Genomic DNA, 24,814 nt, shown 5'->3' with positions numbered 1-24,814 from the left:
AGTTCAGCGGAGGAGTCCGAGGAGTGCGGTCATGTCGTCGAAGCACCCGGTGGCGTCGGCGAGCTTCTCCCGCGAGGTCATGGCCGTGAAGCCGTACACGTCCATCCCGGCGGCCCGGGCGGCCTGGACGCCGAGGGGGCTGTCCTCGACGACGACGCAGCGTTCGGGTGCGACGCCCATCCGCGCGGCGGCGTGCAGGAACAGGTCGGGGGCCGGCTTCCCGCGGCCCACGTCCTCGGCGCTGAACACGTTCTCGTCCCGGAACCACGTGTCGAGCCCGGTCTTCCGGTGCCCGACCCGGATCCGCTCGTGGCTTCCCGAGGACGCGACGCAGTACGGAACGCCGTCCGCGACAAGCTGCTTGACCACGTCCGCGGCGCCGGCCACGGCCTCCAGCTCCCGCTCGAAGGCGGCGAACACCCGCGCGTGGAAGGTCTCGTCGAAGTCCTCCGGCAGCGACCGCCCGGTCCGTTCCCGGACGATGTCGTGGATGCGGTGCATCGCGGATCCCATGTAGTCGCGCAGCGAGTCCTCGTACGAGGTGGGGTGTCCCGCCTCGGTGAGGTGGGCGGCCAGGAGGGTGTTGGAGATCGGTTCGCTGTCGACGAGGACGCCGTCGTTGTCGAAGATGACCAGTTCATAGCGCATGGCCTCAGCGTAGAAGAGCCCTGAACGCAAAAATGCCTCAACCCCCGGACATGGTCCGGGGGTTGAGGCTAAAAATTGTTCGGCGGCGTCCTACTCTCCCACAGGGTCCCCCCTGCAGTACCATCGGCGCTGAAAGGCTTAGCTTCCGGGTTCGGAATGTAACCGGGCGTTTCCCTAACGCTATGACCACCGAAACTCTATGAAATAAACAAACTCCAGCCGACAAGGGGCGAGTTCGTTACTTCAGAACTAACACAGTGGACGCGAGCAACTGAGGACAAGCCCTCGGCCTATTAGTACCGGTCAGCTCCACCCATTACTGGGCTTCCACATCCGGCCTATCAACCCAGTCGTCTACTGGGAGCCTTACCCTCTCAAGGAGGTGGGAATACTCATCTCGAAGCAGGCTTCCCGCTTAGATGCTTTCAGCGGTTATCCCTCCCGAACGTAGCCAACCAGCCATGCCCTTGGCAGGACAACTGGCACACCAGAGGTTCGTCCGTCCCGGTCCTCTCGTACTAGGGACAGCCCTTCTCAATATTCCTACGCGCACAGCGGATAGGGACCGAACTGTCTCACGACGTTCTAAACCCAGCTCGCGTACCGCTTTAATGGGCGAACAGCCCAACCCTTGGGACCGACTCCAGCCCCAGGATGCGACGAGCCGACATCGAGGTGCCAAACCATCCCGTCGATATGGACTCTTGGGGAAGATCAGCCTGTTATCCCCGGGGTACCTTTTATCCGTTGAGCGACGGCGCTTCCACAAGCCACCGCCGGATCACTAGTCCCGACTTTCGTCCCTGCTCGACCCGTCGGTCTCACAGTCAAGCTCCCTTGTGCACTTACACTCAACACCTGATTGCCAACCAGGCTGAGGGAACCTTTGGGCGCCTCCGTTACCCTTTGGGAGGCAACCGCCCCAGTTAAACTACCCATCAGACACTGTCCCTGATCCGGATCACGGACCGAGGTTAGACATCCAGCACGACCAGAGTGGTATTTCAACGGCGACTCCACCATGACTGGCGTCACGGCTTCAAAGTCTCCCACCTATCCTACACAAGCCGAACCGAACACCAATATCAAACTGTAGTAAAGGTCCCGGGGTCTTTCCGTCCTGCTGCGCGAAACGAGCATCTTTACTCGTAGTGCAATTTCACCGGGCCTATGGTTGAGACAGTCGAGAAGTCGTTACGCCATTCGTGCAGGTCGGAACTTACCCGACAAGGAATTTCGCTACCTTAGGATGGTTATAGTTACCACCGCCGTTTACTGGCGCTTAAGTTCTCAGCTTCGCAACCCCGAAAGGTCACTAACCGGTCCCCTTAACGTTCCAGCACCGGGCAGGCGTCAGTCCGTATACATCGCCTTACGGCTTCGCACGGACCTGTGTTTTTAGTAAACAGTCGCTTCTCGCTGGTCTCTGCGGCCACCCCCAGCTCACGGAGTAAATCCGATCACCAGTGATGGCCCCCCTTCTCCCGAAGTTACGGGGGCATTTTGCCGAGTTCCTTAACCATAGTTCACCCGAACGCCTCGGTATTCTCTACCTGACCACCTGAGTCGGTTTAGGGTACGGGCCGCCATGAAACTCGCTAGAGGCTTTTCTCGACAGCATAGGATCATCCACTTCACCACAATCGGCTCGGCATCAGGTCTCAGCCTTAATGTGTGACGGATTTGCCTATCACACGGCCTACACCCTTACCCCGGGACAACCACCGCCCGGGCTGGACTACCTTCCTGCGTCACCCCATCGCTTACCTACTACCACCTTGGGTCAGCGGCTCCACCACTCCCCTTTGCCCGAAGGCTCCAGGGCGGCTTCACGGCCTTAGCATTAATGGGCTCGATATTGGGCGTTTCAAAGCGGGTACCGGAATATCAACCGGTTGTCCATCGACTACGCCTGTCGGCCTCGCCTTAGGTCCCGACTTACCCTGGGCAGATCAGCTTGACCCAGGAACCCTTAGTCAATCGGCGCACACGTTTCTCACGTGTGTATCGCTACTCATGCCTGCATTCTCACTCGTGAACCGTCCACAACTCGCTTCCGCGGCTGCTTCACCCGGCACACGACGCTCCCCTACCCATCACAGCACCCGTTGGGGCTTAATTGCTGCAATGACACGACTTCGGCGGTACGCTTGAGCCCCGCTACATTGTCGGCGCGGAATCACTTGACCAGTGAGCTATTACGCACTCTTTCAAGGGTGGCTGCTTCTAAGCCAACCTCCTGGTTGTCTCTGCGACTCCACATCCTTTCCCACTTAGCGTACGCTTAGGGGCCTTAGTCGATGCTCTGGGCTGTTTCCCTCTCGACCATGGAGCTTATCCCCCACAGTCTCACTGCCGTGCTCTCACTTACCGGCATTCGGAGTTTGGCTAAGGTCAGTAACCCGGTAGGGCCCATCGCCTATCCAGTGCTCTACCTCCGGCAAGAAACACACGACGCTGCACCTAAATGCATTTCGGGGAGAACCAGCTATCACGGAGTTTGATTGGCCTTTCACCCCTAACCACAGGTCATCCCCCAGGTTTTCAACCCTGGTGGGTTCGGTCCTCCACGAAGTCTTACCTCCGCTTCAACCTGCCCATGGCTAGATCACTCCGCTTCGGGTCTAGAGCGTGCAACTCAATCGCCCTATTCGGACTCGCTTTCGCTACGGCTTCCCCACACGGGTTAACCTCGCTACACACCGCTAACTCGCAGGCTCATTCTTCAAAAGGCACGCAGTCACGACCCATTGGGTAAACCCAATGAGCGACGCTCCCACGGCTTGTAGGCACACGGTTTCAGGTACTATTTCACTCCGCTCCCGCGGTACTTTTCACCATTCCCTCACGGTACTATCCGCTATCGGTCACCAGGGAATATTTAGGCTTAGCGGGTGGTCCCGCCAGATTCACACGGGATTTCTCGGGCCCCGTGCTACTTGGGTGTCTCTCAAGCAAGCCGTATGAATTTCAGCTACGGGGGTCTTACCCTCTACGCCGGACCTTTCGCATGTCCTTCGCCTATCCATACGGTTTCTGACTCGCCTCACAGCCGGCAGACTGTGAAAGAGAGATCCCACAACCCCGTATGCGCAACCCCTGCCGGGTATCACACGCATACGGTTTGGCCTCATCCGGTTTCGCTCGCCACTACTCCCGGAATCACGGTTGTTTTCTCTTCCTGAGGGTACTGAGATGTTTCACTTCCCCTCGTTCCCTCCACATGCCCTATGTGTTCAGGCATGGGTGACAGCCCATGACGACTGCCGGGTTTCCCCATTCGGAAACCCCCGGATCAAAGCCTGGTTGACGGCTCCCCGGGGACTATCGTGGCCTCCCACGTCCTTCATCGGTTCCTGGTGCCAAGGCATCCACCGTGCGCCCTTAAAAACTTGGCCACAGATGCTCGCGTCCACTGTGTAGTTCTCAAGCAACGACCAGCCACCCATCACCCCACCACAACGTGGCGAGTTCACTGGGGCCGGCATCGCGAAGATACAAACCTTACGGCCGTACCCTCAGACACCCAACAACGTGCCAAGCGTGAGCCACCGTCCGTCCCTTCCGTTCCACGCCGAAGCAGTACTAGGAAGACCTTCAGGTCACTCACGCCAACTAATCAACGTTCCACCCATGAGCTGACCGTGCAGAACGTTTGCCTGCAATCGGTACTGTGCTCCTTAGAAAGGAGGTGATCCAGCCGCACCTTCCGGTACGGCTACCTTGTTACGACTTCGTCCCAATCGCCAGTCCCACCTTCGACAGCTCCCTCCCACAAGGGGTTGGGCCACCGGCTTCGGGTGTTACCGACTTTCGTGACGTGACGGGCGGTGTGTACAAGGCCCGGGAACGTATTCACCGCAGCAATGCTGATCTGCGATTACTAGCAACTCCGACTTCATGGGGTCGAGTTGCAGACCCCAATCCGAACTGAGACCGGCTTTTTGAGATTCGCTCCGCCTCACGGCATCGCAGCTCTTTGTACCGGCCATTGTAGCACGTGTGCAGCCCAAGACATAAGGGGCATGATGACTTGACGTCGTCCCCACCTTCCTCCGAGTTGACCCCGGCGGTCTCCTGTGAGTCCCCATCACCCCGAAGGGCATGCTGGCAACACAGGACAAGGGTTGCGCTCGTTGCGGGACTTAACCCAACATCTCACGACACGAGCTGACGACAGCCATGCACCACCTGTATACCGACCACAAGGGGGGCACTATCTCTAATGCTTTCCGGTATATGTCAAGCCTTGGTAAGGTTCTTCGCGTTGCGTCGAATTAAGCCACATGCTCCGCTGCTTGTGCGGGCCCCCGTCAATTCCTTTGAGTTTTAGCCTTGCGGCCGTACTCCCCAGGCGGGGAACTTAATGCGTTAGCTGCGGCACCGACGACGTGGAATGTCGCCAACACCTAGTTCCCAACGTTTACGGCGTGGACTACCAGGGTATCTAATCCTGTTCGCTCCCCACGCTTTCGCTCCTCAGCGTCAGTAATGGCCCAGAGATCCGCCTTCGCCACCGGTGTTCCTCCTGATATCTGCGCATTTCACCGCTACACCAGGAATTCCGATCTCCCCTACCACACTCTAGCCTGCCCGTATCGGATGCAGACCCGGGGTTAAGCCCCGGGCTTTCACACCCGACGTGACAAGCCGCCTACGAGCTCTTTACGCCCAATAATTCCGGACAACGCTTGCGCCCTACGTATTACCGCGGCTGCTGGCACGTAGTTAGCCGGCGCTTCTTCTGCAGGTACCGTCACTTTCGCTTCTTCCCTGCTGAAAGAGGTTTACAACCCGAAGGCCGTCATCCCTCACGCGGCGTCGCTGCATCAGGCTTTCGCCCATTGTGCAATATTCCCCACTGCTGCCTCCCGTAGGAGTCTGGGCCGTGTCTCAGTCCCAGTGTGGCCGGTCGCCCTCTCAGGCCGGCTACCCGTCGTCGCCTTGGTGGGCCATTACCCCACCAACAAGCTGATAGGCCGCGGGCTCATCCTTCACCGCCGGAGCTTTCAACCAGCTTCCATGCGGAAGCCGGTGTTATCCGGTATTAGACCCCGTTTCCAGGGCTTGTCCCAGAGTGAAGGGCAGATTGCCCACGTGTTACTCACCCGTTCGCCACTAATCCACCCCGAAGGGCTTCATCGTTCGACTTGCATGTGTTAAGCACGCCGCCAGCGTTCGTCCTGAGCCAGGATCAAACTCTCCGTGAATGTTTACCCGTAATCGGGTGCACACATCACGAGAGCGGAACGACCAGTCGGAATAGGACCGGTCGTTCACAGCGTCCTCGCTGTGTTTTTCGCCTACCTGCCACAAGGGCCAGTAGGACTTCAAAGGAACCTCGACCATCCGAAGATGGACGGGGTATCAACTAATCTGGCGTTGATTTTTGGCACGCTGTTGAGTTCTCAAGGAACGGACGCTTCCTTCGTACTCACCCTCTCGGGCTTTCCTCCGGGCTTTTCCCTTCGGTCTTGCGTTTCCGACTCTATCAGATCTTTCCGATCCGATTTCCTCGGTGCTTTCCGGTCCCATTCGCTTTCGCTCCGGGCCCTTCCGGCGGTTCCGACTCTATCAGATCCTTTCGGGCCTGATTCCCAGTCAGCGGGTTTTGTCTTTGCGGCTGTTGGGCCGTTCCGACGAGTGAGACTTTAGCGGATTCCCTGCCTCCGACGCTAATCGGCGGCTCGCGTCCCGACTTTCGAACGCGGATTCCTCATTTCGCAAAAGCGCACGGAAAGAAGAACGACGCGACGAAGCGCCGTCTGCTTGAAGTGGTTCTTGCGAGATGGCCGTCCGGGGCCGACCGGAGTCGGTACTCACGTCGGACAGCTCGGAGAACATTACGGATCGGGCAATCCCGTGTCAACCCCGGGCCTCGGGCGTAGTCTCTCCGTATGACTACGCATGCGCGCACCCTTCAGTGGTGGGCCGCCTGACGGCGGCCCCTTCGTAGCGCATGCGCACACGGCCGCCGCCTCGGCGGCCGTTCGCGTATCCCCCTCCGGATGCCGGCCGTCGGGTCGGCATACAGGAGACAGGGAGTACGGACGCGATGACGCGGATCTTCAGCGGGGTCAAGCCGACCGGGCATCTGACGCTGGGCAACTACCTCGGGGCCGTGCGCCGGTGGGTCGAGGTCGACCAGCTCCGGTCGGACGCGCTCTTCAGCGTCGTGGACCTGCACGCCCTGACGGTGGAGCACGACCCGGCGCGGGTGCTGCGGCTCAGCCGGCAGGCGGCGACGCTGCTGCTGGCCGCCGGACTGGACCCGAAGCGGTGCACCGTCTTCGTGCAGAGCCACGTGGACGAGCACGCGCGGCTCTCCTATCTGCTGGAATGCACGGCCACGGACGGCGAGCTGCGGCGGATGATCCAGTACAAGGAGAAGAGCGTCAGGGCGCGCGAGGCGGGGCAGAGCGTGCGGCTCTCGTTGCTCACGTATCCCGTCCTGATGGCGGCGGACATCCTGGCGTACGGCACCGACGAGGTGCCCGTGGGCGACGACCAGACGCAGCACGTGGAGCTGACGCGGGATCTGGCCGTGCGGTTCAACCAGCGGTACGGGCACACCTTCACCGTGCCCCGGGCGACGCACCCCGAGGTGGCCGCGCGGGTGATGGATCTGCAGGACCCGCGGTCGAAGATGGGGAAGTCCCACGAGAACGGGACCGGCATCGTCTATCTGCTCGACGAGGCGGACACCGTCCGGCGCAAGATCATGCGGGCGGTGACGGACAGCGGCCAGGAGGTCGCCTACGACCGGGAGGCCCGGCCGGGCGTCGCCAACCTGCTCGACCTGCTGGCCGCGGCCACGGGTGGGGACCCGGAGACCCTGGCCGGCGCATACGCGTCGTACGGCGCACTGAAGAAGGACACGGCGGAGGCGGTGATCGAACTGCTGAGGCCGGTGCGGGAGCGGCACGCGGAGCTGGCGGCCGATCCCGGCGAGGTCGACCGGGTGCTGCGCGAGGGGGCCGCGCGGGCCCGGGAGCTGGCGCGGCCGCTGGTCGACCGGGCCTATCGGGCGGTCGGGTTGCTGCCTGCCGGATGACGGAACGCGTGGCGGTAGTCGCGCGGGCTGGTGCCGAGGTGCGAGGCGAAGTGCTGGCGCATCGTGACCTCGCTGCCGAAGCCCGCGCGGCGGGCGACCTCGGGGAGCGGGTGGTCGGTGCGTTCGAGGAGCTTCTGGGCGGCGGCCACCCGTCGGCCGATGAGCCAGTGGAGCGGGGTCGTTCCGGTGGTCGCCTGGAAGTGGCGGGCGAAGCTGCGCGGGGACATGCCGGCCCGGGCCGCGAGGCTCGCGACGGTGTGCGGCTCGTCGAGGTGCGCGAGGGCGTAGGCGCGGATCCCGGCGAGGGCGTCGGCGTCGCGGTCGGCGCGGGGCGTCGGGTGCTCGATGAACTGGGCCTGGGTGCCCGTGCGGAACGGCGCGGTGACCATGGCACGGGCGATGGCGGCCGCGGCCTCGGCGCCGTGGGCGGTGCGGACCAGATGGAGGCAGAGGTCGATGCCGGCGGCGGTGCCGGCCGAGGTCCAGATGCCGGAGTCCTCGACGAAGAGGGCGTCGGGTTCGACGGCGATCTTCGGGTGACGGGCGGCGAGGGTCGGGGCCAGGTGCCAGTGGGTGACCGCGCGGCGGCCGTCGAGGAGACCGGCCCGGGCGAGGACGAAGGCGCCGGCGCACAGGGAGGCGACCGGGGTGCCGGCGGCGTGGGCGCGACGGAGGGCTTCGAGCACGGGGGCGGGGACGTCCGCGTCCGGGTCCTCGATGCCGGGGACGAGGACGAGGTCGGCGCCGGTGAGCCAGGCGAGCGGGCGGTCGGGGGTGAGGGTGAGGCCGCCGCGCAGCGGGATGGCCGCGTTCGGGTCGGCCGCGACGCGGCGGAGCTCGAAGGAAGGGACGGTCGGCAGGCGGCGGTCGCTGCCCCACACCTCGATGATGACGGAGACGTCGAAGGCCCGGACGCCGGGGAAGGCCACGAGGGCGATGCGCTGGGGTTCCGCGGGGTCCGTCGGCATGCTGGCAGTAAACCATCGATCGCTGACTTTTCCTCCTCTGGGAGGGGACGCGCGCGGGCGGCAGCATCGTGGTCATGGAGATTTCGGAGAACGCAGCGCTGGTCGTCGTCGATGTGCAGAAGGGCTTCGAGGAGGAGTACTGGGGGAAGCGCGACAACGTCGACGCCGAGGGGAACATCGCGACGCTGATCGACCTGTGGCAGGAGACGGGCAGGCCGGTCGTTTTCGTACGGCACGACTCGCCGGCCGGGTCGCGCTCGCCGCTGCGGCGCGGGCACGTGGGCAACGACTTCAAGGACTTCGTGCAGGAGCGGCGGGGGACGGGCCGGGGGCCGGAGCTGCTGGTGACGAAGTCGGTGAACTCGGCGTTCTACGGGGAGCCGGACCTGGACGCCTGGCTGAAGGGCGCGGGGATCGGCCAGATCGTGATCGTGGGGATCCAGACCAACATGTGCAACGAGACGACGGCCCGGATGGGCGGGAACCTCGGGTACGACGTGCTGTTCCCGCTCGACGCGATGCACACCTTCGACCTGGCGGGCCCGTTCGGATGGACGGCCGGCGCCGAGGAGCTGACGCGGGCGACGGCGGTCTCGCTGCACGGGGGACGGTTCGCCCGGGTGGTGTCGACGCGGGACGTCGTGGAGGCGGCGTCCGCCGGGGCGCGGTGACCCCGGCGGAGGACGGTCTCGGTCAGCCGTTGCCGGAGGCGAGCTCGCGGCTGCGGTCGCGGGCGGCCTCCAGGGCGGCGATCAGGGCGGCCCGTACGCCGTGGTTCTCCAGCTCGCGGATGGCGCTGATGGTGGTGCCGGCCGGGGAGGTGACGGCCTCGCGGAGCTTGACCGGGTGCTCGCCGCTGTCGCGGAGCATCACCGCGGCGCCGATGGCGGCCTGGACGATCAGGTCGTGGGCCTGGGAGCGGGGCAGGCCGAGGAGGATGCCGGCGTCGGTCATGGCCTCGACCAGGAAGTAGAAGTAGGCGGGGCCGGATCCGGAGAGGGCGGTGGCGGCGTCCTGCTGGGACTCCGGGACCCGCAGGGTCTTGCCGACGCCGCCGAAGATCTCCTCGGTGTGCAGGAGGTGGTCGGGCGTGGCGTGGCTGCCACCGGAGATGACCGACATGCCCTCGTCGACGAGGACGGGGGTGTTGGGCATGACGCGGACGACCGGGGTGCCGGCGGCCAGGCGCTCCTCGATGAAGGCGGTGGGGATGCCGGCGGCGGCGCTGATGACGAGCCGGTCGGTGGCGACGTGGGGGCCGAGTTCGTCGAGGAGGCGGCCCATGTCCTGGGGCTTCACGGCGAGGATGAGGGTGTCGGCGCGCTTGGCGGCCTCGGCGTTGGTGACGGTCTCGACGCCGTAGCGGGCGCGCAGCTCCTCGGCGCGCTCGGTGCGGCGCGCGGTGACCAGCAGGCTGGCCGGGCTCCAGCCGCCTCGGATCATGCCGCTGAGGAGCGCTTCACCGATCTTGCCGGTGCCGAGGACTGCGACGGTCTGGGTCATGGCTCTGTTCACCTCGCCGGAGGGGGTACGTGTCGCCATCCTCGCACCGTGCCGGTTCCCGCGGTCCGGTTGTCCGAGGGGCGGTCACGCGGTCCGGCGGCGCAGGGTGGCCGCGCCGAGACCGAGGACGAGGACGGCGCAGCCGGCGACGACGAGGACGTCCCGGACGAAGTCCCCGGTGACGTCGGTGTTCCGCAGCACCTCGTTCATGCCGTCGACGGCGTAGGACATGGGCAGCGCGTCGGAGATCCCCTCCAGCACGGGCTGCATGCGGTCGCGCGGGATGAAGAGCCCGCACAGCAGCAGCTGGGGGAAGATCACGGCCGGCATGAACTGGACGGCCTGGAACTCGGAGGCGGCGAAGGCCGAGACGAAGAGGCCGAGGGCGGTGCCGAGCAGGGCGTCGAGCAGGGCCACCAGGAGGAGGAGCCAGGGCGAGCCGACGACGTCGAGGCCCAGGAACCACACGGCGAGGCCGGTGGCGAGGGCGGACTGCACGACGGCGAGGAGCCCGAAGGCGAGCGCGTAGCCGGCGATCAGGTCGCCCTTGCCGAGCGGCATGGCGAGCAGGCGCTCCAGGGTGCCGGAGGTGCGTTCGCGCAGGGTGGCGATCGAGGTCACGAGGAACATGGTGATCAGCGGGAAGATGCCGAGCAGCGAGGCCCCGATGTCGTCGAAGGTCCGCGGGCTGCCGTCGAAGACGTAGCGGAGCAGGAAGAGCATCACGCACGGCACGAGGAGCATCAGGGCGATCGAGCGCGGGTCGTGGCGCAGCTGGCGCAGGACGCGGGCGGCGGTGGCGAGGGTGCGGGCACCGTTCATCGCTGGATCTCCTCGGCGGGCTGGGTGGTGCGGTCCGGGTGCCGGTCTTCCTGGTGAGCCAGGGCGCGGGCGTCGGCCGCGTCGACCAGGCGGAGGAAGGCGTCCTCGACGGTGGCGGTGTCGTTGCGGCGGCGCAGTGCCTCGGGGGTGTCGTCGGCGAGGATGTCGCCCTCGCGCATGAGCAGCAGCCGGTGGCAGCGTTCGGCCTCGTCCATCACGTGGGAGGAGACGAGGATCGCGGTGCCGCGGTCGGCGGCGATGCGGTGGAAGAGGTTCCAGAGGTCGCGCCGCAGGACCGGGTCGAGGCCCACGGTCGGTTCGTCGAGGACGAGCAGTTCCGGTGTGCCGAGCAGGGCGACGGCGAGGGAGACGCGGCTGCGCTGGCCGCCGGAGAGCCGGCCGGCGAGGGAGCCCGCGTGCGAGCCCAGGTCGACGTCGTGGACGGCGCGGTCGACGGCGGTCCGCCGGTCCTCGCGGTGGGCGCGGCCCGGGAGGAGGACGGCGGCGAAGTAGTCGAGGTTCTGGCGCACGGTCAGGTCGTCGTAGACGGACGGCGCCTGGGTGACGTAGCCGATGCGGGAGCGCAGGGCGGCGTCCCCGGCCGGGCGCCCGAGGACGTCGAGGGTGCCGCCGACCTTGGCCTGGGTGCCGACGACGGCGCGCATCAGGGTGGACTTGCCGCAGCCGGAGGGGCCCAGGAGGCCGGTGATCTGGCCGGGCGGCACGGTGAAGTCGATGCCGCGCAGGACCGTGCGGTCACCTCGTACGACGGTGAGGCCGCGGGCGGCGATCGCGGGCGGCGGAGCCCCCTCGGAGTAATTCATCATGTGATGAATAATGCGCGCGGGGGTCCCGGCCGTCAAGCATCCGGAACGGACCCGGAACAGCGGGCGGCGGGCGGGCGCGGAGGTCGCGCCGGCGGCAGCGGTCGGCGGGAACACCGGGGCATGCCGCGGAGGGCCGCGGTCGGCCGAAGCCGGGGACCAGCGGCATCGGGGCGGGACGGCGGGAGGCCGTACGGAGCGGACCGCCGGTCGAGCGGACCACCCGCTCCTCGGTGAGGGCGGCGGTCCTGGACGCGCTGGTCGAGCGGGGCGGGGCGAGGGCGGGGCGCCCGGGCGGTGACGTGCTCGACGCCGGTGCCGCGCGGGAAGGTCGTCAGCGCGTACGCGACGACGGGGGGCCCGGCGGCGCGCGTGGAGGCGGACGCGCTCGCGTGGACCGGTCGGTCCGGTCGACGAGCGCGACGCGCGCGTGCGGGGCCCGGGCGTCTCGTCTCAGGCCGGATCAGCGAGCCTCGTCCCGGGGGCGGCGGCATCCCGGCGCCGTCCGCTTCGGGCACGGGCCGCCCCGCGGGTCAGCGGCGCTTGGGCTTCCGGCGCGCGGACGGGTTGCCCGTGCGGGCGTCGCGGCGCTTCTCGTACCGCGCGCGGGCGGTCTCGTACTCGGCGCGGCGCAGCCGCTCGCCGGGCGCCTCGACCAGGCTGCGGAAGAAGTAGGCGAGGAGCGAGCCGATGAAGCCGATGGCCTTCAGGCCGCGCAGGGCCTCCTCGCGGGCCGGGTCGGCGGGCCGCGAGCCGAAGCCCTCCCAGGTCTTGCGGAAGGCGATGGCGCTGCAGATCGCGAACATGACGACGACCAGCAGGTTGACGAAACCGCCGATGTCGGCGATCTCCAGGCCCTCGTACGCGAAGCGCAGCACGAAGCAGCCGGCCGCCGCGGCGGCGAGGGAGCCGACGGCGACGCCGGCACGGCGCAGCCCGTAGCCACCGTCGTGGTCGACCCAGGTCGTGCCGAAGAAACGGATCTCCTCGGGCTGCGGTCCGGCGGGCGTGGCCGCGGTCCCGCCCTGGGGAGTGCCGGGGTTCTCGATCTGGTCGTCGTCGCTCACGGGATCGATTATCCCCGGGCGGTGGGGGGAACGGGGCGGCCGCCGCGGCACGTGACCCGCCGGTCGCTCCCCGTTCCCCTTCCCGGCCGGGTCCGGCCGGGTCCTACGGTTCCGTCAGCCGCAACGCGGGGCGACGTAGCCGTCGCTCCCGGTCCTCACGTACGCGTCCGAGACGAACTCGCCGGGGGCGATGTTGTCCCAGAGGTTCGTGGTGCCGTAGGGGCCGGTGATCCACTCGCCCGCCTTCTGGCAGTAGATCGGCACGCTCACGCCGAGCGCCAGCGTCCGCACGATCGAGTACTTCGTCCCCGGGCCGGAGCGCACGTTGACCCGGTAGCCGGGGGCGATCGGGTAGCGCGCCACCTCCGTCGCCGCCATCTGCTCGGCTCTCGCGGCGGTGTTCGTCTCCTCGACAGTCATGGTTTCCTCCCCCGTTGGGAGCGCGAGCGCTCCGCTGAAATTCACTCTCTGCGACGCGCAGGCTAGCAAGCCCCACCGTCATCGCCCCCACCATCGACTAGGCTCCGTGCGTCGCGCACGCGCGCGAACTCAACGCGGAACCACACGGGGGTGGGCGATGCCGCCGTTGCGCAGTACCGGCGCCGACCGGGACGCGGAAGGACCTGAGTACGCGGGCGAGTACCGCCTCCAGGCCTGTCTCGGCGCGGGGGGCATGGGCGTCGTCCATCTGGCCACCTCCGCCTCCGGCCTGCGGCTCGCGGTCAAGGTCGTGCACGGGCAGTACGCCGAGGACCCGGAGTTCAGGGCCAGGTTCCGGCAGGAGGTCGCCGCCGCGCGCAAGGTGAGCGGCGCCTTCACCGCGCCCGTCGTGGACGCCGACCCCGACGCCGTGCGCCCCTGGATGGCGACCCTGTACGTCCCCGGCCCCACCCTGGCCGACCAGGTGCGGCGCAACGGCCCGCTCTCCCCCGCCGAGCTGCGCCGGCTGACGGCGGGGCTCGCCGAGGCGCTGCGCGACATCCACCGGGCGGGCGTGGTCCACCGCGACCTCAAGCCGAGCAACGTGCTGCTCACCGACACCGGGCCGAAGGTGATCGACTTCGGCATCTCCCGGCCGGTGGACAGCGATCTGCGCACCGAGACGGGCAAGCTGATCGGTTCGCCGCCCTTCATGGCGCCCGAGCAGTTCCAGCGCCCGCGCGAGGTGGGGCCGGCGGCGGACGTGTTCGCGCTCGGCTCCGTGCTCGTGCACGCGGCGACCGGCCACGGCCCCTTCGACTCGGACAGCCCGTACATCGTCGCGTACCAGGTCGTGCACGACGAGCCCGATCTGACCGGGGTGCCGGCCGACCTCGCACCGCTCGTCGCCCGCTGTCTCGCCAAGGAGCCCGCGGACCGGCCCGGCCCCGCCGAGATCATGGCGGCACTGCTCCCGCCCTCGTACGAGGCGGCGGCCTTCATACCGGCCCAGCGGCGACCGCTGACCCTGCCGGAGCCCGGGCCCGCGGCCGAGGGCTCCTGGGTCGCGGACACGCCCGTCCGCGTCACGGCCACCGGACGCCGCCGGCGCCGGATCCCGCGCTGGGCGCTCACGTCCGCCGCACTGCTCGTCCTGGCCGGCGTCGTCACCGCCGCCGCGCTCACGCTCGTCCCCGGCGGCACGGCCACACCCGCCCGCGAGCCGCACCCGGCCGAGGCGGCCACGGCCTTCGCCGGCTGGCAGACCCCGCTGGACAAGGACGCCGACACCACCGCGCCCGCCTGCGGACACGCCGCCGGGGCGCTCTACTGCTCCGGCCGGGGCATCGGCCTCGCCCGGGTCGATCCCACCACCGGCCGGGTGCTGTGGTCACGGCCGGCCGCCGCCGGCGACGGGGACCTCTCGGCACCCGAGGCGCTCTCCGCCGGACTCCTCGGCGTCGTCGCGGACGGCCGCGACCTGCGCACCTACACGGCAGACGGCGCCCCCGGCCGCACGACGGCCGCGGCCCCTGGCGGCGCCGGACTGCGGCCGGCGGGCGACACGGTCCTCCTGCTCGGCGGAGGCGGCACGGTGAAGGGCGTCGATCCCACCACCGGAAAGCAGCGCTGGAGCCACCGGCTGCGCGGCCACTCGACTCCGCGCTTCGGCCCGTACTCCCCGGAGACCGGTCTGCTGCCCGTCTTCGAGAACTCGGCCGGCGGCAAGCGGACGCTGGTCAGCATGGTGCGCCCGCGCAGCGGCGAGATCGTCTGGCAGCAACGGTTCGACGGGGACCTCGTGCCGCTGGGCACGGGACCGGACGGTGTGGTCCACCTGCGGTCCGCCGACCGCCAGTCGCGCACCGACGCCGTGGTCCGCTACGACCCGGCCGGGCGCTCCGTGCGTCGCGTCCCGCTGCCCTACCCGATGGACGCGCCCAGCGCCGCGCTGCGCGGCGACACGGTCTACCTCGTGGACGCCTCCGGCCGGCTGCTGGCCCTCGACACCGGGAACCCCGGGGGCGGCGGGGCCGCGGACGGCGCCGACCGGACGGTGTGGGAGCTGGAGACCTCGGCCAAGAACGTCTCCGCCCCCGTCGTGGGCCCGGACGACCGCCTCTACCTCTCCGCCTCGGACGGCCGGCTGCTCGCCGTCGACACCGCGCGCGGCGCGTTGCTCGGGCAGACCGGCACCCGGCTGCGGGACGGCCGGCTCGGCTACGCGACGAGCGTGCCGGCCCCGGTCGTGGCCGGCACGCGGGTGTTCGGGACCGCGCCCGACGGTTCGGTGTTCGCCGTGGACGGGGGGGACCCGGCCGCCTGGTGACGGGCACGGCGGACGGGCGCCGGTGACGTCGCGCCCGGCCCCGGAGAGACCTCGACCCCGCCGGACCACCGCGAAGGCGGTCCGGCGGGGTCGCGACGAAACGCGCGGGACGGCCCCGGTCCGCCCGGGGCCCTTCCCGTCTCAGCCGAGCCGGGTCACGTCCCGGACCGCGCCCTTGTCGGCGCTGGTCGCCATCGCGGCGTACGCCCGCAGCGCGGCCGAGACCTTGCGCTCGCGGTTCTTCGGCGCGTAGACCCCGCCGAGCGCCTCGCGGCGGGCGGCCAGGACGTCGTCGGTCACCAGGAGTTCGATCGAACGGCTCGGGATGTCGATGCGGATCCGGTCGCCGTCCTCGACGAGCGCGATCGTGCCGCCCGAGGCCGCCTCCGGGGAGGCGTGGCCGATGGACAGGCCCGAGGTGCCGCCCGAGAAGCGTCCGTCCGTGACCAGCGCGCAGGTCTTGCCCAGGCCCCGGCCCTTGAGGAAGGAGGTCGGGTAGAGCATCTCCTGCATGCCGGGGCCGCCGCGCGGGCCCTCGTAGCGGATGACGACCACGTCGCCGTCCTTCACCTGCTTGTTGAGGATCTTCTCGACGGCCTCGTCCTGCGACTCGCAGACGACCGCGGGGCCCTCGAAGGTCCAGATCGACTCGTCGACGCCGGCGGTCTTCACCACGCAGCCGTCGACGGCGAGGTTGCCCCGCAGGACCGCCAGGCCGCCGTCCTTCGAGTACGCGTGGGCCGCGTCGCGGATGCAGCCGCCGGCCGCGTCCGTGTCGAGGGTGTCCCAGCGCTCGGACTGCGAGAAGGCGGTGGCGGAGCGGACGCAGCCGGGCGCCGCGTGCCACAGCTCGACGGCCTCCTCCGACGGGGAGCCGCCCCGCACGTCCCAGGTCTCCAGCCACTCCTTGATGGAGCGGGAGTGGACGGTGTGGACGTCCTCGTTCAGCAGGCCGGCGCGGTACAGCTCGCCGAGGATGGCGGGGATGCCGCCGGCGCGGTGCACGTCCTCCATGTAGTACGTGCCGCCGGGCGCCACGTTCGGCGCGACCTTGGCCAGGCACGGCACGCGCCGCGAGACCTCGTCCATGTCGGACAGGCCGTAGTCCAGCTCGGCCTCCTGGGCGGCGGCGAGGAGGTGCAGGATCGTGTTGGTCGAACCGCCCATGGCGATGTCGAGCGCCATGGCGTTCTCGAAGGCCGCGCGGGTGGCGATGTTGCGCGGCAGGACCGACGCGTCGTCCTCGTCGTAGTAACGACGGGTGATGTCGACGACCGTGCGGGCCGCGTTCTCGTAGAGCGCCCTGCGGGCGGTGTGGGTGGCGAGGACCGAGCCGTTGCCGGGCAGGGAGAGGCCGATGGCCTCGGTCAGGCAGTTCATCGAGTTCGCGGTGAACATGCCGGAACAGGACCCGCAGGTCGGGCAGGCGTTCTCCTCGATGCGGAGGATGTCCTCGTCCGAGACCTTGTCGTTCACCGCGTCGGAGATCGCGTCGACCAGGTCGAGCGTCCGGACCGTGCCGTCGACGAGCGTGGCCTTGCCGGACTCCATCGGGCCGCCGGAGACGAAGACCGTCGGGATGTTCAGGCGCAGGGCGGCCATCAGCATGCCCGGGGTGATCTTGTCGCAGTTGGAGATGCAGATCAGGGCGTCGGCGCAGTGCGCCTCGACCATGTACTCCACGCTGTCCGCGATCAGGTCGCGGGACGGCAGGCTGTAGAGCATGCCGCCGTGGCCCATGGCGATGCCGTCGTCGACGGCGATCGTGTTGAACTCGCGCGGGATGGCACCCGCCGCGACGATCGCCTCGGAGACGATCCGGCCGACCGGCTGGAGGTGCGTGTGGCCGGGCACGAACTCCGTGAAGGAGTTGGCCACGGCGATGATCGGCTTCCGCCCGATGTCCGCACCCGGTACACCGGAGGCGCGCATAAGGGCGCGTGCGCCCGCCATGTTGCGGCCGTGGGTGACAGTGCGGGACCTCAGCTCGGGCATCGTCGCTCGCTCCTCGTGATGGATGTGCTTGCATTCGAGCGTACGCCGCCCCTCCAAGATCTGGACAGCGTGTCCGTATGCCGGACCGGCTGTTCAGCTTTCGGTCAGTCGGCCGGGGGCCGCGGAGGGGCGCCGGCCGGCGCGCTCACGCCTCGGTCAGGTACCGCTGGAGCGTCGGGGCGACCAGTTCCACGATCTCCTCCGGGTCCGCCGAGGCGAGCGGCTCGACCTGGAGCACGTACCGCATCATCGCGATGCCGATCATGTGCGAGGCGGCCAGCTCGGCCCGGAACTTCGGGTTCGGCACGTCGAGATCGGCGGCCACCCGCTCCAGGACCCGGCGCAGGACGAAGCCGCGCAGCACCTTGGCCGCCGCCTCGTGCGTCAGCGCGGAGCGGATGATCGCCAGGAGCGGGGCCCGGGTCGCGGGGTTCTCCCAGACGCCGAGGAAGTAGCGCGCGAGACGCTCCCCGATGCCCTCGGTCCCCTCGCCCAGGACGGCCGGGACCACCGTCGCGGGCTCCATGGAGACCTCGATCGCGGCGGCGAAGACCTCGTCCTTCGTACCGAAGTAGTGGTGCACGAGCGCCGCGTCCACCCCGGCCGCCTTCGCGATGCCCCGGACCGAGGTCTTGTCGTAGCCGCGCTCGGCGAACTGCGCGCGGGCCGCCTCCAGGATCCGCTCCCGGGCACCCGGGCCGCTCTCCTCGGCCGCGCGGGAGGGCCGGCCGCGGCGGCGCGGGGCCTCTCCGGTCATGAGCGGGGGATCCGGGGCGGGCGGGCGGACGCCGAGGCCAGGTGCAGCCGGGTGAAGGCCAGGGCCTCCGCGAGGTCGGCCTCGCGTTCGGCGGACGACATGGCCCGGCGGGTGTTGACCTCGATGACGACGTGGCCGTCGAAGCCGCCGAGGGCGAGCCGCTCCAGCAGTTCGGCGCACGGCTGCGTGCCGCGGCCGGGGACCAGGTGCTCGTCCTTCGCGGAACCCCGGCCGTCGGCGAGGTGGACGTGGCCCAGGCGGTCGCCCATGCGGTCGATCATGGCGAGGGCGTCGGTGCGGGCGGTCGCGGTGTGCGAGAGGTCCACGGTGAAGTGCCGGTAGTCGTCCTTGGTGACGTCCCACTCGGGCGCGTAGGCGAGCATCTCGCGGTCCTTGTACCGCCAGGGGTACATGTTCTCGACGGCGAACCGGACGTCGGTCTCGTGCGCCATCCGCCAGATTCCGGAGACGAAGTCCCGGGCGTACTGGCGCTGCCAGCGGAACGGCGGGTGCACGACGACCGTGGAGGCACCGAGCTTCTCGGCCGCCGCCTGGGCACGCCGCAGCTTCGTCCACGGATCGGTGGACCAGACGCGCTGGGTGATGAGCAGGCAGGGGGCGTGGACGGCGAGGATCGGTACCTGGTGGTAGTCCGAGAGCCGGCGCAGGGCCTCGATGTCCTGACTGACGGGGTCGGTCCACACCATGACCTCGACGCCGTCGTAGCCGAGGCGCGCGGCGGTCTCGAAGGCCGTCGCCGTCGACTCCGGATAGACCGAGGCCGTCGACAGGGCGACCTTCGCATCCGGGATGCGCACCACTGGTTCTGCCACGAAGGACAGCGTACGGGGCGGGCAGGGGGCCGGGGGGAGTGGTTCCCGTCACGCCGCGCGCACTCCGGGCGCGCGCGGAGCAGCGTGCGCCGCCGGCCACCGGGTGCGGGCCGGACGACATGCGGGCCGTGCCCGGCCCGCGGCCCGGCGGTCCGGGCTATTCCGCCGGCAGGTGGTCCAGGCGGCGCAGGATGACGCCCTCGCGCAGCGCCCAGGGGCAGATCTCCAGCTCGTCGATGCCGAACAGGTCCATCGCGCCCTCGGCGACCATCGCGCCCGCCAGGAGCTGCGGGGCGCGCCCCTCCGACACCCCGGGGAGACCGGTGCGCTGGTCGGCCGTCATCACCGCGAGTTTGGGGACCCACTCCTCCAGGGACTTCCGGGTGAGGTTGCGCTGGACGTAGAGCCCGTCGCCCGAGCCGGGCGCCCCGGCGATCCGGGCGAGCTGCTTGAAGGTCTTGGACGTGGCGACGACGTGGTCCGGCTTCCCGAAGCGGCTGAACTCGCCGACGGTACGGGCGATCTGGGCGCGCACGTGGCGGCGCAGCGCCCGTACGTCCGCCGCGTCGGCCGGATCGCCCGGCAGCCAGCCGGACGTGAGCCGGCCCGCGCCCAGCGGCAGCGAGACAGCCGCGTCCGGCTCCTCGTCGATGCCGTACGCGATCTCCAGCGAGCCGCCGCCGATGTCGAGGAGGAACAGCTTGCCGGCGGACCAGCCGAACCAGCGACGGGCCGCGAGGAAGGTGAGCCGTGCCTCCTCCCCGCCGGTGAGGACCTGGAGGTCGATCCCGGTGCGCTCCTTGATCCGGGCCAGGACGGCGTCCGCGTTGGTCGCCTCCCGAATGGCCGAGGTCGCGAACGGCAGGACCTCCTCGCAGCCCTTGTCCTCGGCGGCATGGAGCGCGTCCCCGACGGTCGCGATGAGCCGCTCGATCCCGGCGGGGGCGATGGCGCCCCGCTCGTCCAGGAGCTCGGCCAGACGCAGCTCCGCCTTGTGGGAATGGGCGGGCAGCGGGCGGGCGCCGGGGTGCGCGTCCACCACCAGCAGGTGCACCGTGTTCGAACCGACGTCCAGGACTCCGAGTCTCATGGACGGAACGCTACTGCTCCGGCGCGCATACGCTTGTCGTGTGCCAAAGACGAAAAAGGGTAAGCCGGGCAAAGACAGTGGCGGCCCCGGCGCCACGAAGGCTCCCAAGGCTCCCAGGACCTCCGGGAAGCAGGGCAAGGCGGCCGAGCCCGACGAGAAGGGGCTCGATTTCCCGCGCGCCTGGGTCGAGTTCCCGGACCCTTCCGACGACGAACAGGTCTACCGCTGCGACCTGACCTGGCTCACCTCTCGCTGGACCTGCATCTTCGGCAGCGGCTGCCAGGGCATCCAGGCGGGCCGTGCGGACGACGGCTGCTGCACGCTGGGCGCGCACTTCTCCGACGAGGACGACGAGAAGCGGGTCGCCTCGCACGTGGCCCGGCTGACGCCCGAACTGTGGCAGTTCCACGACGTCGGTACGCAGACGGGCTGGACCCAGCTCGACGAGGACGGCGACCGCCAGACCCGCCGCTGGGAGGGGTCCTGCATCTTCCAGAACCGTCCCGGTTTCGCGGGCGGCGCCGGCTGCTCGCTGCACATCCTGGCCCTCCGTGAGGGCAAGGAGCCGCTGGAGACCAAGCCGGACGTGTGCTGGCAGCTGCCGGTGCGCCGGACGTACGAGTGGATCGACCGGCCGGACGACACCCGGGTCCTCCAGGTGTCGATCGGCGAGTACGACCGCCGCGGCTGGGGCCCGGGCGGGCACGACCTGCACTGGTGGTGCACCTCGGCGACCTCGGCGCACGGGGCCGGGGAGCCGGTGTACGTCACGTACCGGCCCGAGCTCACCGAGATGATGGGCAAGGAGGCCTACGACGTCCTCGCGGAGCTGTGCGAGGCGCGGCTCGCGGCGCAGCTGCCGCTGGTGGCCCCGCACCCGGCGGACCCTCCGCGCGAGAAGTCCTGACGCACCGCCGTCGTGCGGGGCGTGCGGTCCGGCGCCCCGCACCGGACGGCTCACGGCGGGCCCCGGTCCAGGGCACCGGTCCGGCGCCCCTGCGGCCACGCCCCGCCGGGTCCGGCACGCGCTCTCGGCGGGCTGGGGGAGCGCCGCGGCCGGCGTCGGGCGCCCGCCGGGGACACGGGACAGCCCTCACGAGGACGAAGGGGACCCCGGCTCGCCCGGGGTGCCCGGGTCCGTCGACGACGGCGGGGTCGCCGGGTCCGTGGACGGCGGCTCCTCCGTCGCCGGAGGCGGCGTGGTCGGGTCCGTGGAGGGCGGCGGGGTCGTCGGGTCGGTCGACGGCGGCGGCTCCTCCGTCGTGGGAGGCGGGGTCGTCGGGTCCGTGGACGGCGGCTCCTCCGTCGCCGGAGGCGGCGCCCCGTGACCGGTGATCCGCAGCATGGCGCCGGAGGGCTTCACCCCCACCCGCGCCGCCCAGGCGCCGGCGGGCTCGCGCCCGTGGTCGACGGTGATCCGGACCGTCACGGACTCGCCCGGCGCCAGAGTGCCGGAGGCACGGCTCACGTACAGCCAGGGCGCGTCGGTCCACAGCGACCAGCCGGCGGGCGCTCCGCCGGAGTTGGTGAGGGTCAGCAGCGTCGTGGTCCCGTCGCCCTGCGCGGCGACGGTGATCCGGCCGGCCCCGGGCTGCCCGGGCGACGCCCCTTCCACCGGCCCGCCGGGGCTGATCACCTCGACCGAGACGTCCGGTGACCGGCTGCCCCGGGTGAAGCGCGGGTCGGGGGTGATCCGGGCGTTGCCGGCGTTCTCGTAGCGATCGTTCGGGGTGCCGTCCGGGCCCGTGCGCTCGTCCGACTCGCGCGCGGTGACCGGGGCGCCCCCCGCGGTCTCGCCCTCCGCTGGCCCGCCGCGGTACGACGCCCACAGGGCGAGGACCGGGGCGGCGACGACGGCGGCCACGACGGTGGTGGTCACCGCCCGGGCGCGCATCCGGTCGCGGCGTGCCGCGTGGTCCTTGGGGTCCATCGGGAATCCGGTCGCGCCGAAGCGCGGGGCGCCGGACCGGGCACGGGGGACGTGCATCATCGCGACGTACGCCGCCGCCCGGGGCGCCTCGACCAGCGGGAGCCGGGCCGGGGAGGCCACCGGTGCGCCCGGCCAGGGCCCGCCGGCGCCCGCCCGCTCGGCGGCCCGCCGGCACAGCGGGCAGTCGTCGACGTGGCGGACGAGTTCGGCGCGCAGGGTCGCGGAGAGCAGCACCTGGTGGTCGCCGGTGAGCCGGGCCACCATGGGGCAGGTGCCGGTCTCGACGACCGCGAGGGCCGCGCGGGTCCGTTCGACCTCGCAGGCGGCGGAGGAGAGCAGCTCGCGGGCGGCGAGCGGGTCCAGGGTCAGGACGGCCGCCACCTCGCGGGGGCCGAGGCCGTGGCGCACGGCGAGCTCCAGGGCCTCGCGCTGCTCGGGGGTGGTGCCGGCGGCCTCGGGCCAGGCGAGCCGGGCGAGTTCGGCCCGGCGGCGCTCGGCGGTCTCCTCGGAGACGCGGGACGGCGCCGGCGCGGCGCCGGGGCGGCCGGTGTGGGCGCCGGGACGCTTGCGTCGCTGCTCGCCGAGGGTGCGCAGACAGGCCCAGCGGGCCAGGGCGTAGAGCCAGGCGAGGCGGCCGGCCTCGTCGGCCGGGCAGCGGCCCCGCTGGCGTTCGGCGATGGCGAGGACGTCGCCGAGGGCGGCGGTCGCGTCGTCGTGGTCGCAGAGCACGGACAGGCAGTAGGTGAACAGGCCGTCCAGATACGCCTCGTAGCGTGCGGGCGGGTGGTGGCCGAGGGTGCGCGGCCCGGAGCGGGTGCCGGAGCCCGCGGCGGTGGAGGACGGCGCGCGGCGGTGCGCCCGGTGTGCGCCGGTGGTGTGGGTGGGGGGATCCAGCCTGCTGCTCGTCACGGGCCGACCGTAGGCAGGCCGGGCAGGTCTCTTCGTACCACTTGAACACTTTTAATTCTTACGGGTGAACGTATCCCTCAAAAGGGGACAGGAATATGTCATGACGACCGGTGCGGGAGGCCGCCGGGCCCGGGCCGGACGGCGTTGTCGGTGGGGCCCGCTACGGTTCGGTGCATGGCTGCCCGTACGAAATCCGCCAAGGACAGGCCGTCCTACCGCTGCACCGAGTGCGGTTGGACGACCGCCAAATGGCTCGGCCGTTGCCCCGAGTGCCAGGCCTGGGGGACGGTCGAGGAGTACGGCGCGCCCGCCGTCCGCACGACCGCCGCGGGCCGGGTCTCCACCGCCGCGCTGCCCATCGGCCAGGTCGACGGCCGGCAGGCCACCGCGCGCTCCACGGGCGTCGACGAACTCGACCGGGTCCTCGGCGGCGGGCTGGTCCCCGGCGCGGTGGTCCTGCTGGCCGGCGAGCCGGGCGTCGGCAAGTCGACGCTGCTGCTCGACGTGGCCGCGAAGGCCGCGAGCGACGAGCACCGCACGCTGTACGTCACGGGCGAGGAGTCCGCGAGCCAGGTCCGGCTGCGCGCCGACCGCATCAACGCACTGAGCGACCACCTCTACCTGGCCGCCGAGACCGACCTTTCCGCGGTGCTCGGCCACCTCGACGCCGTCAAGCCCTCACTGCTGATCATGGACTCGGTGCAGACCGTGGCCTCTCCCGAGATCGACGGCGCCCCGGGCGGCATGGCCCAGGTCCGCGAGGTCGCCGGGGCCCTCATCCGCGCCTCGAAGGAGCGGGGGATGTCCACGCTCCTCGTGGGCCACGTCACCAAGGACGGAGCCATCGCCGGCCCCCGCCTCCTGGAGCACCTGGTCGACGTGGTGCTGAGCTTCGAGGGCGACCGGCACGCGCGGCTGCGCCTGGTCCGCGGTGTGAAGAACCGCTACGGGGCGACGGACGAGGTCGGCTGCTTCGAACTGCACGACGAGGGCATCACGGGCCTGGCGGACCCGTCGGGGCTGTTCCTGACCCGACGCGACGTGGCCGTGCCCGGCACCTGCCTGACGGTGACCCTGGAGGGCCGCCGGCCGCTCGTGGCCGAGGTGCAGGCCCTGACGGTCGACTCGCAGATCCCCTCGCCCCGGCGGACGACCTCGGGCCTGGAGACCTCCCGGGTGTCGATGATGCTGGCCGTGCTGGAGCAGCGCGGCCGGATCAGCGCGCTGGGGAAGCGCGACATCTACAGCGCGACCGTCGGCGGCGTGAAGCTCTCCGAGCCGGCCGCCGACCTGGCGGTCGCCCTGGCGCTGGCCTCCGCGGCCAGCGACACCCCGCTGCCCAAGAACCTGGTCGCGATCGGCGAGGTCGGGCTCGCGGGCGAGGTCCGCCGGGTCACGGGCGTCCAGCGCCGGCTCGCCGAGGCCCACCGCCTGGGCTTCACCCACGCCCTGGTCCCGACCGATCCCGGCAAGATCCCCGCGGGCATGAAGGTGACGGAAGTGGCGAACATCGGCGAGGCCCTCCAGGTCCTGCCGCGCAGCCGCCGGCCGGCGGCCCCGAAGAACGCCGAGGAATAGGCCGCCGGGCGGGCGAGCCGCCCCGGCGGCTGTACGACGGGCCGGACTCGGGCCGGGCTGGGCGGGCGGCGCGGGGCGCGGCGGACA

Annotated in this window: 17 protein-coding genes and 3 rRNA genes; 5 read left to right on the top strand and 15 right to left on the bottom strand. The window is 70.2% G+C overall.

Annotation, left to right across the window (positions count from 1 at the left end; genetic code table 11):
- Positions 1-3 precede the first annotated feature (3 nt).
- The 4 genes from ACE1OA_RS19460 to ACE1OA_RS19445 all read right to left on the bottom strand — a co-directional run bounded on the left by ACE1OA_RS19460 (position 4) and on the right by ACE1OA_RS19445 (position 5,858).
- Complete coding sequence (locus ACE1OA_RS19460; protein ID WP_356774950.1) at positions 4-648, bottom strand: HAD family hydrolase; 645 nt, start codon at positions 646-648, stop codon at positions 4-6.
- Positions 649-725: 77 nt separating this feature from the next.
- Positions 726-842 (bottom strand): 5S ribosomal RNA (gene rrf, locus ACE1OA_RS19455).
- Between the two features lie 79 nt (positions 843-921).
- Positions 922-4,046, bottom strand: a 23S ribosomal RNA gene (locus ACE1OA_RS19450).
- A gap of 286 nt (positions 4,047-4,332) precedes the next feature.
- Positions 4,333-5,858, bottom strand: a 16S ribosomal RNA gene (locus ACE1OA_RS19445).
- The 16S, 23S and 5S rRNA genes sit together here, the layout of an rRNA operon.
- 845 nt (positions 5,859-6,703) lie before the next feature.
- Between ACE1OA_RS19445 and trpS the strand changes: the two genes are divergently transcribed.
- Positions 6,704-7,702, top strand: a complete 999-nt coding sequence (gene trpS, locus ACE1OA_RS19440) for a tryptophan--tRNA ligase (RefSeq protein ID WP_386545248.1) — start codon at positions 6,704-6,706, stop codon at positions 7,700-7,702.
- Here the strand turns inward: trpS and ACE1OA_RS19435 are convergent.
- Positions 7,669-8,670, bottom strand: coding sequence for a GlxA family transcriptional regulator (locus ACE1OA_RS19435; RefSeq protein ID WP_432753129.1), 1,002 nt, complete (start codon positions 8,668-8,670; stop codon positions 7,669-7,671). The two genes, trpS and ACE1OA_RS19435, sit on opposite strands and share 34 nt — an antisense overlap.
- A gap of 74 nt (positions 8,671-8,744) precedes the next feature.
- Here ACE1OA_RS19435 and ACE1OA_RS19430 point away from each other — a divergent pair, with 74 nt between their 5' ends.
- Entirely contained in the window at positions 8,745-9,341 is a 597-nt protein-coding gene (locus ACE1OA_RS19430; protein WP_356603838.1) for a cysteine hydrolase family protein, read from the top strand.
- Positions 9,342-9,363: 22 nt separating this feature from the next.
- On the opposite strand, the gene proC is transcribed toward ACE1OA_RS19430, so the two are convergent.
- The 5 genes from proC to ACE1OA_RS19405 all read right to left on the bottom strand — a co-directional run bounded on the left by proC (position 9,364) and on the right by ACE1OA_RS19405 (position 13,306).
- Positions 9,364-10,173 (bottom strand): pyrroline-5-carboxylate reductase, encoded by an 810-nt coding sequence (gene proC, locus ACE1OA_RS19425; protein WP_356603836.1) that lies wholly within the window; start codon positions 10,171-10,173, stop codon positions 9,364-9,366.
- 84 nt (positions 10,174-10,257) lie between these two features.
- Positions 10,258-10,995 carry an ABC transporter permease gene (locus ACE1OA_RS19420; RefSeq protein ID WP_147979081.1) on the bottom strand — a complete coding sequence of 246 codons (738 nt, stop codon included), beginning with the start codon at positions 10,993-10,995 and terminating at the stop codon, positions 10,258-10,260.
- On the bottom strand, positions 10,992-11,822 hold the full coding sequence (locus ACE1OA_RS19415; protein ID WP_356603832.1) for an ABC transporter ATP-binding protein: 831 nt from the start codon (positions 11,820-11,822) through the stop codon (positions 10,992-10,994). The genes ACE1OA_RS19420 and ACE1OA_RS19415 overlap by 4 nt, the downstream gene beginning before the upstream one ends.
- Before the next feature lie 530 nt (positions 11,823-12,352).
- A complete protein-coding gene (locus tag ACE1OA_RS19410) occupies positions 12,353-12,886 on the bottom strand; it encodes a hypothetical protein (RefSeq protein WP_386545260.1) in 534 nt (177 codons plus the stop codon).
- Between the two features lie 114 nt (positions 12,887-13,000).
- A complete protein-coding gene (locus ACE1OA_RS19405; RefSeq protein WP_384868704.1) occupies positions 13,001-13,306 on the bottom strand; it encodes an SH3 domain-containing protein in 306 nt (101 codons plus the stop codon).
- A 157-nt stretch (positions 13,307-13,463) separates the two neighbouring features.
- On the opposite strand from ACE1OA_RS19405, the gene ACE1OA_RS19400 reads away from it, so the two are divergent.
- A complete protein-coding gene (locus tag ACE1OA_RS19400) occupies positions 13,464-15,635 on the top strand; it encodes a serine/threonine-protein kinase (RefSeq protein ID WP_432753128.1) in 2,172 nt (723 codons plus the stop codon).
- A gap of 141 nt (positions 15,636-15,776) precedes the next feature.
- Here the strand turns inward: ACE1OA_RS19400 and ilvD are convergent, their stop codons facing one another.
- From ilvD to ACE1OA_RS19380, 4 genes are all read right to left on the bottom strand, one after another.
- Positions 15,777-17,630: a dihydroxy-acid dehydratase gene (ilvD, locus tag ACE1OA_RS19395; RefSeq protein WP_356603828.1), complete on the bottom strand. Its 1,854-nt coding sequence runs from the start codon at positions 17,628-17,630 to the stop codon at positions 15,777-15,779.
- 145 nt (positions 17,631-17,775) lie between these two features.
- Positions 17,776-18,387 carry a TetR family transcriptional regulator gene (locus ACE1OA_RS19390; RefSeq protein ID WP_356603826.1) on the bottom strand — a complete coding sequence of 204 codons (612 nt, stop codon included), beginning with the start codon at positions 18,385-18,387 and terminating at the stop codon, positions 17,776-17,778.
- Complete coding sequence (locus tag ACE1OA_RS19385; RefSeq protein WP_356603823.1) at positions 18,384-19,220, bottom strand: sugar phosphate isomerase/epimerase family protein; 837 nt, start codon at positions 19,218-19,220, stop codon at positions 18,384-18,386. Before ACE1OA_RS19385 ends, ACE1OA_RS19390 begins: the two co-directional genes overlap by 4 nt.
- 157 nt (positions 19,221-19,377) lie before the next feature.
- Positions 19,378-20,310 (bottom strand): Ppx/GppA phosphatase family protein, encoded by a 933-nt coding sequence (locus ACE1OA_RS19380; protein ID WP_356603821.1) that lies wholly within the window; start codon positions 20,308-20,310, stop codon positions 19,378-19,380.
- Positions 20,311-20,350: 40 nt separating this feature from the next.
- On the opposite strand from ACE1OA_RS19380, the gene ACE1OA_RS19375 reads away from it, so the two are divergent.
- Positions 20,351-21,217 carry a hypothetical protein gene (locus ACE1OA_RS19375; RefSeq protein ID WP_356603819.1) on the top strand — a complete coding sequence of 289 codons (867 nt, stop codon included), beginning with the start codon at positions 20,351-20,353 and terminating at the stop codon, positions 21,215-21,217.
- A gap of 186 nt (positions 21,218-21,403) precedes the next feature.
- On the opposite strand, the gene ACE1OA_RS19370 is transcribed toward ACE1OA_RS19375, so the two are convergent.
- Entirely contained in the window at positions 21,404-23,149 is a 1,746-nt protein-coding gene (locus tag ACE1OA_RS19370; RefSeq protein ID WP_432753127.1) for a BACON domain-containing protein, read from the bottom strand.
- A 174-nt stretch (positions 23,150-23,323) separates the two neighbouring features.
- Between ACE1OA_RS19370 and radA the strand changes: the two genes are divergently transcribed.
- Positions 23,324-24,727, top strand: a complete 1,404-nt coding sequence (radA, locus tag ACE1OA_RS19365; protein ID WP_432753126.1) for a DNA repair protein RadA — start codon at positions 23,324-23,326, stop codon at positions 24,725-24,727.
- Positions 24,728-24,814 lie beyond the last annotated feature (87 nt).

This window comes from Streptomyces sp. JL2001, from assembly GCF_050917515.1.
Lineage (GTDB): Bacteria > Actinomycetota > Actinomycetes > Streptomycetales > Streptomycetaceae > Streptomyces.
Note: the sequence above shows the minus strand (reverse complement) of the source record. Positions and strands in the feature narration are given on the sequence as shown.

Coding starts and splice junctions, on each gene's coding strand:
- proC (WP_356603836.1), bottom strand. CDS start 10,173: ATGACCCAGACCGTCGCAGTCCTCGGCACCGGCAAGATCGGTGAAGCG.
- ACE1OA_RS19435 (WP_432753129.1), bottom strand. CDS start 8,670: ATGCCGACGGACCCCGCGGAACCCCAGCGCATCGCCCTCGTGGCCTTC.
- ACE1OA_RS19405 (WP_384868704.1), bottom strand. CDS start 13,306: ATGACTGTCGAGGAGACGAACACCGCCGCGAGAGCCGAGCAGATGGCG.
- ACE1OA_RS19420 (WP_147979081.1), bottom strand. CDS start 10,995: ATGAACGGTGCCCGCACCCTCGCCACCGCCGCCCGCGTCCTGCGCCAG.
- ACE1OA_RS19380 (WP_356603821.1), bottom strand. CDS start 20,310: ATGAGACTCGGAGTCCTGGACGTCGGTTCGAACACGGTGCACCTGCTG.
- ACE1OA_RS19390 (WP_356603826.1), bottom strand. CDS start 18,387: ATGACCGGAGAGGCCCCGCGCCGCCGCGGCCGGCCCTCCCGCGCGGCC.
- radA (WP_432753126.1), top strand. CDS start 23,324: ATGGCTGCCCGTACGAAATCCGCCAAGGACAGGCCGTCCTACCGCTGC.
- trpS (WP_386545248.1), top strand. CDS start 6,704: ATGACGCGGATCTTCAGCGGGGTCAAGCCGACCGGGCATCTGACGCTG.
- ACE1OA_RS19430 (WP_356603838.1), top strand. CDS start 8,745: ATGGAGATTTCGGAGAACGCAGCGCTGGTCGTCGTCGATGTGCAGAAG.
- ilvD (WP_356603828.1), bottom strand. CDS start 17,630: ATGCCCGAGCTGAGGTCCCGCACTGTCACCCACGGCCGCAACATGGCG.
- ACE1OA_RS19460 (WP_356774950.1), bottom strand. CDS start 648: ATGCGCTATGAACTGGTCATCTTCGACAACGACGGCGTCCTCGTCGAC.
- ACE1OA_RS19415 (WP_356603832.1), bottom strand. CDS start 11,822: ATGATGAATTACTCCGAGGGGGCTCCGCCGCCCGCGATCGCCGCCCGC.
- ACE1OA_RS19400 (WP_432753128.1), top strand. CDS start 13,464: ATGCCGCCGTTGCGCAGTACCGGCGCCGACCGGGACGCGGAAGGACCT.